At 71.6% G+C, this 1199-nt stretch carries 1 protein-coding gene; it reads right to left on the bottom strand.

All coding sequences use genetic code 11. The features are described 5' to 3' along the window. Nucleotides 1-11 precede the first annotated feature (11 nt). The gene (locus ACZ7HQ_RS45695; RefSeq protein WP_030580273.1) at nucleotides 12-1022 is read right to left on the bottom strand and encodes a YdcF family protein; all 1011 of its coding nucleotides are present in this window, start codon (nucleotides 1020-1022) and stop codon (nucleotides 12-14) included. Nucleotides 1023-1199 lie beyond the last annotated feature (177 nt).

Raw genomic sequence — 1199 nt, 5'->3', positions numbered from 1 at the left:
CGCGAGGGCCCCTACCTCCAGCTCGTCCACCACGCGGCCACCCCGCCGAGGACGATCAGCACGCACATCACCGCGTTGCTCCGCCGGTAGTCCGCGAGGATCGCGGCGAACTCGCGGAGCGTCGCGTTGGGCCAGAAGTACGCGGCGGTCGGTGAGCCCACCACCTGTCCCCGGATCCGGACCCGGCGGGCGGTGAGCGCCGCGCGGAAGGCGTGGTAGTTGTTCGTGACGACGACGCACCGGTAGTCCGGCTTCGCCTGCTCCATGATCGCCTTGCTGAACCGCAGGTTCTCCTCGGTGTTCGTCGACCGGTCCTCCCGCTCGATGAGGTGCGCGGGAAACCCCTGGGCCACCAGGTGGTCGGCCATGGCGTGGGACTCCGGCAGATCCTCGTCGGGCCCCTGCCCGCCCGAGGTGATGAGGACGGGGGACCCGCCGCGCTTGGCGAGCCGCGCGTGGACCGCCTGCCCCCGCTTCAGCCGGCTCGCGAGCAGCGGCGGCACGGTGGAGCCGCCGACCAGGCCCGAGCCCAGTACCACCACGAAGTCGGCCTTGCGGCGCACGCGGAGCCGCCCGTAGAGGAACGCGTAACAGACGAAGCACAGGAACAGGAACGAGAAGTAGACCGCCAGCCCACCCGCCGCCGTCGCCGCCCCGATCAGCACCGGAGTCCGCAGGGCGGCGGCGGTGGCCAGCAGGGCGACGACGGCGAGAACGGCCAGGGCGGCCAGCAGGGAGAGCAGGTTGGACGGGCTCCGGCCTTCTTTGCGCACCATGCGTACGCCGTTGAGGAACAGGAAACACGTCAGCACGAGCACGGCCACCGCGCCCAGCACGAGCAGCGACCACAGCACGACCGGAGCCGCGGCGGAATCGGACGCGGCCAGCCGGTAGAGCGAGGCCGCCAGGGCACAGAGCACGGCGAGTCCCAGGACGACGGCGTTGCTGAACTTCCGGCGCTCGCGCAGCACGCTCACACAGAAGACGAGGAAGAGGAGCGCCGCGGGGGCGTAGACCACCATGAGCACAGAGTAGGCAGCGCCCCGGCCGCCGTTGACGGCGAGGTGGGACCGGGGCGGCCAGGGGCGGGAGCCGTCACGGAATCGGGGCGTGCCCTTTGCGGGGTCTCGGCCGTTGAACGGGGCATGAAGAAGCGAAGCGTACTCGCCGCCGTCACCCTCGCCACCGGAGCGGTCATC

The organism is Streptomyces sp. NPDC037290, assembly GCF_055603245.1.
Note: the sequence above shows the minus strand (reverse complement) of the source record. Positions and strands in the feature narration are given on the sequence as shown.